Genomic DNA, 5,578 nt, shown 5'->3' with positions numbered 1-5,578 from the left:
TCGGTGGTGGCGCTCCCGATGTCGCGGTCGGCCGAGGCGGTCGTGGCGATCCTGGCGGTGTTCAAGACCGGGGCGGCCTATCTGCCGATCGACCCGGGCCTGCCGGCCGCGCGCATCGAATTCATGTTCGCCGACGCCGCCCCGGTCGCCGTCGTCACCACCGCAGCATCGTCCGGCCGGTGGGGCGGCAACGATCTGCCGGTTATCGCCGTCGACGAGCCCGCTACTTCCCAATGCTCCGACACGCCTCTACCGAGTCCGTCGGCGGAGAACATCGCCTACTTCATCTACACCTCGGGTACCACCGGTGTCCCCAAAGGTGTTGCCATCGCTCATCGCAACGTCACCGAACTGCTGGCGTCGCTGCGCGACCAACTGCCCGATGCGGCGGTGTGGTCACAGTGGCACTCTCTGGCGTTCGACGTGTCGGTCTTCGAAATGTGGGGGGCGCTGCTCAGCGGAGGCCGGCTGGTCGTGGTGTCCGAGTCGGTGGCCCGGTCGCCGGAAGACTTCCACTCTCTGCTCGTCGCCGAACACGTCAGCGTGCTGAGCCAGACACCGTCGGCGTTCTCTGCGCTCCAAACCGCGGACTCGTTATCACCCACCCGGCAGCTGGAGCTCGAGGCGGTGCTCTTCGCCGGCGAAGCGCTGCAACCGCAACGGCTGCGGACCTGGCTGGACCGCCACCCCGACACCCGTCTGCTCAATCTGTACGGAACCACCGAGACAACCGTGCACGCCTCGCTGCGCGAAATCGTCGCCGCCGACACCGACGGCCACGACAGCCCGGTTGGCTCGCCGCTAACCCATCTTGGGTTCTTCGTCTTGGACGGCTGGTTGCGTCCGGTGCCGCCGGGCGTCGTCGGCGAATTGTATGTGGCCGGTGCCGGCGTGGGCCTGGGCTACGTGCGGCGCGCGGGATTGACCGCGGCGCGGTTCGTGGCGTGTCCCTTCGGGATGCCCGGCGCGCGCATGTACCGCACCGGTGATCTGGTGTCCTGGGGCACCGCCGGGCAACTGCGCTATGTGGGCCGGGCCGACGAGCAAGTCAAGCTGCGCGGGTACCGCATCGAACTCGGCGAGATCGAAAACACGTTGCTGGCTTGCCCGGAGGTCGACCAGGCGGTTGCGACCGTGCACCACAACGCGACCGGAGGCGCCAGCCTCGTCGCATACGTCACCCTCACTCCCGGTGCCGGGTACGACGAAGAGATCGTCGACCAGTGGCAACACCTCTACGACGACCTGTACGGCGCGCAAGACGACGTGACTGCCTTCGGGATGGACTTCCGGGGCTGGAACAGCAGCTACACCGGTGAGCCGATCCCCCTCGAGGAGATGCAGGAGTGGCGGGCGGCCACGGTGGAGCGGATCATGGCGCTGCGGCCGCGCCGGGTGTTGGAGATCGGCGTGGGCTCTGGGCTGGTGTTGTCACAGATCGCGCCGCGCTGCGAACACTATGTGGCCACCGACATGTCGCCGGTGGCGATCGACTCCTTGTCGCGAACGCTGGCGCACATTCCGTGGCGTGACCGAGTTGAACTGCGGGCCCAACCTGCTCACGTCACCGATGGATTGCCGCAGCGATACTTCGACACCGTCGTGCTGAACTCGGTCGTCCAGTACTTTCCCAACGCGGCATATCTGCGCGGACTCATCGACAGCGTCCTGGACTTAATTGCCCCCGGCGGGGCGCTGTTCCTTGGCGACGTCCGGAACAACCACCTGCATAGAGCTTTTCAGACCGGCGTGGCAATGGCTCACTCCACCGAACTCGACGAGATCCGCCAACGCGTCTTGCGCGCCACCCACACCGAGTCCGAATTGCTCTTGGCGCCTGAGTTTTTCACCACATGGGCCGCGAGCCACCCAGCCGTCGCCGGACTCGACATTCAAGTCAAACGCGGCTCGGCCGACAACGAACTCAACCGATACCGCTACGACGTCGTCGTCCACAAAGCGCCTACACCGGTCACGACGCTGGCCCACATACCCAGCTGGGACTGGACCGGCTGGAGCGAGTTGCGAACCCAATTGGAATCCCAGCTTCCCGACGCCCTGCGGGTCACCGGAATTCCACGCGCTGGATTGATCACCGACGTCCGCCACGAACAGGCTTTGGCCGCCGGGATGCCGCTCGTCGACGAACCTGCCGAATCCGCCGTCACTCCGGAGCAATTGCACCGCCTGGGCGAAACCTTCGGATACTGCGTTGCAGTCACCTGGGGCGCCGAACCCGGCACGCTGGACGCGGTCTTGCACAGCCACGGCGAGCCGCTCACCGACGTCTACCTGCCTGCGGCGTCGGCGCTGCAGCACACCGCCTACGCCAACAACCCGCACGCCACCACTAAGCTCAACGCCGTACGGCAGCGCTTGAGCGAGCGGCTGCCCGGATACATGGTGCCCGCCCAGATCGTGGTGCTCGACGCGGTCCCGCTGACCTCCTCCGGCAAGCTCGACCTACGTGCCCTGCCGGCACCGGAATTCCAGGACGCCGATCGCTATCAGGCCCCGGCCACCGCGATCGAAGAAATCTTGGCCGGCATCTATGCGGAAGTCTTGGGGCTGCAACGGGTCGGAGTCGACGAATCGTTCTTCGAACTCGGCGGCGACAGCATCCTGTCGATGCAAGTGGTGGCGCGGGCACGGGCAGCCAGGGTGATCTGCCGCCCGCGCGACATCTTCGTCGAGCAGACCGTAGCCGGGCTGGCCCGGGTGGCCCGCACGGCCGACCACGCGGACACCGTCATCGACGAAGGTCTCGGGCCGGTGCTGCCCACCCCGATCATGCGTTGGCTACGTAGCGTGGACGGCCCGACCGAGCAGTTCAGCCAGACGGTGGTCGTGCAGGCGCCCGACGGGGTGACCGAGATCGATGTGGTGGCCGTGCTGCAGGCCCTGCTGGATCGGCACGCCATGCTGCGGTTACGCGTCGACGACGACGGCGCCGGGGGATGGTCGCTGCGGGTGCCCGACAATTCGGTCGCTGCCAGCAGCTGCGTGCAGGCGGTGGACGCTTTGTCCGAGGAGGCGCTGGCCGCCGCGCGGGCGCGAGTGAATCCCGCCGCGGGCGCGATGGTCAGCGGCTTGTGGGTGGCGTCGGCCGGCCAGTTGGTACTGATGATCCACCACTTGGCCGTCGACGGCGTGTCATGGCGAATCCTGCTGGAAGACATGAACATTGCGTGGGCGCAGCATCGAGCCGGACGGCCGGTGGCGTTGCCCGCTACCGGCACCTCCTTCCAGCGGTGGGCCGCCCTGCTAAATGAGCAGGCGCGCGCCGCAGCGGTGGTAGCGCAGGCGGACGACTGGCGACAGGTGGCCGCCGCCGACCCCACCGCACTCCCGGCCGTGCAGCCCGCCGTGGACACCTATTTGAGCGCCGGACGGCTATCGGCAGCACTCGACGCCGAAACCACCGGCTTGCTGCTGGGCGAGGTGCCCGCAGCCTTCCACGCCGGCGTACACGACATCTTGCTCATCGCATTTGGGCTCGCGTGCGCAGAGTTTCTGGGAAGCGGCGGCGCGCCGATCGGAATCGACGTGGAAAGCCATGGCCGCAACGAGAATCTGATTGACGGCGTTGACCTTTCGCGCACCGTGGGCTGGTTCACCGCCAAGTACCCGGTGGCCATGGCGGTGGGCGGGTTGTCGTGGGCGCAGGTGGTCGCCGGTGAACCGGCCCTGGGGGACATGGTCAAGGACGTCAAGGAGCAACTCCGGGCCCTGCCCGACGGCGTGACCTACGGCATGTTGCGCTACCTCAACCCCGACGTCGAGTTGCCCAAATCGGATCCGACGATCGGCTTCAACTATCTGGGACGCCTCGGCGCAAACGGCCACGCTGTGGCGGACGGCTGGCGGATCTGCCACGAAGGCGCCTCGCTGACCGCCGCCGCGGTCGCCTTGCCGCTGATGCACACCGTGGACCTCACCGCCGCCACCGTGGACACCGGCGCCGGCCCACAGCTGCATGCCACCTGGACGTGGGCGCCGTCGGCCGTGGACGGTGCGGGGATCGCCCGGCTCAGCGGGCTATGGCTGGACGCGTTGCGCGGCATCTGCGCGCACGTCCGATCCGGTGGAGGCGGACTGACGCCCTCCGATATCGTCCCGGCGCGGTTGAGCCAGCAGCAGATTGACGACTTGCAACGGCAATACCGGCTCACCGACATCCTGCCGCTGACCCCGATGCAGCAGGGGCTGCTTTTCCACGCCAGCACCGCCCCGGGCGGCGACGATGTCTATGCCGTTCAGCTGGAGTTGATGCTCACCGGCGCGCTCGACCCCGAGCGGCTGAGGGACGCGGTACAGACGGTGATCGCCCGGCACCCCAACCTGGTGGCCCGGTTCCGGGCGCAGGAGGCAGTCCAGATCATCCCGGCCGATGCTGTCGCCGGATGGCGGTATGTGGAGCTGGACGCCGACGCCGACGTCGAGGCGGAGCTACGACGGGTCAGCGCGGCCGAACGAGCCGCGGTCTGCGACCTTGCCGGCGCGCCGGCGTTTCGAGCGGCTCTGCTGCGCACCGGCGCCGCGCAGTACCGGCTCGTCCTGACCAATCACCACATCGTGGTCGACGGCTGGTCGATGCCGATCCTGTTGCGGGAGATCTTCGCCGGTTACCACAGGCAGCGGCTGCCTGCCCCGGCGTCGTATCGCCGGTTCGTGACGTGGCTGGCCGATCGAGACGTCGAGGCTGCGCAAGCGGTGTGGCGAAACGTGTTGGCTGGCTTCGACGTTCCGACACTGGTCGGCTCGTCGGACCGATTAGGGCTGGGCTCGCGCGGTGCCACCTCATTTAATCTGTCCGAGCAGACCACGCGTGCGGTCAACGAGTTGGCGCGCTCGTGTCACACCACCGTCAACATCGTGCTGCAGGCGGCTTGGGCGCAGGTGCTGATGGGGTTGACCGGCCGGCCGGACGTCGCCTTCGGCGTCCCGGTCTCGGGTCGGCAACCCGAGTTGACCAATGCCGAGTCGATGGTGGGCCTGCTGGTCAACACCGTGCCGGTGCGCGCGAGGGTCACGCCGGCCAGCACCGTTGCGGACCTGGTGGACAGCTTGCGCCGGTTGCACAACGACACGCTGGAGCATCAGCACCTGGGGCTCAACGAGATTCACCGTCTCAGTGGGCACGAGAGACTGTTCGACACCTTGTTCGTGTACGAGAACTATCCGATCGACCGCCATGCCATGACAGAAACTCCGGAGTTGACCATCACCAAGGTCACCAGCCGGGAATCGACGCATTACCCCCTTACCCTCCTCGGGCTGCCCGGCAAGGAACTCGGGCTCCGAATCGAGTTCGCCACCACTGTGTTCGACGCCGCGAGCATCGAGGCGCTGACCAGTCGGTTCCGTCGGGTGTTGGATACGATGACGGCCGAACCGGGACGCCGGTTGGCAACGATCGCGCAGGTCGACGACACAGAGGCTGCGGCACTTGATGTTTGGGGCAACCGGGCGGCGCTGACGCGGCCCGCATCCACCGGCCTGTCGATTCCCGCGCTGTGGGCCGCGCAGGTGGCGCGCACGCCCGCGGCGGTAGCGCTGACCTGCGCCGGCCGTTCGA

The 5,578-nt window shown here is 67.5% G+C and carries 1 protein-coding gene; it reads left to right on the top strand.

All coding sequences use genetic code 11. The features are described 5' to 3' along the window. Positions 1 to 5,578 (top strand): non-ribosomal peptide synthetase (locus A9W95_RS04605; RefSeq protein ID WP_172826557.1); only part of this gene is annotated, 5,578 nt, incomplete at both ends.

It is taken from the genome of Mycobacterium sp. 1423905.2, assembly GCF_001673155.1.
GTDB lineage: Bacteria > Actinomycetota > Actinomycetes > Mycobacteriales > Mycobacteriaceae > Mycobacterium.
The sequence above is the reverse complement of the archived record's forward strand: the minus strand, read 5'-3'. Positions and strand labels throughout refer to the sequence as shown.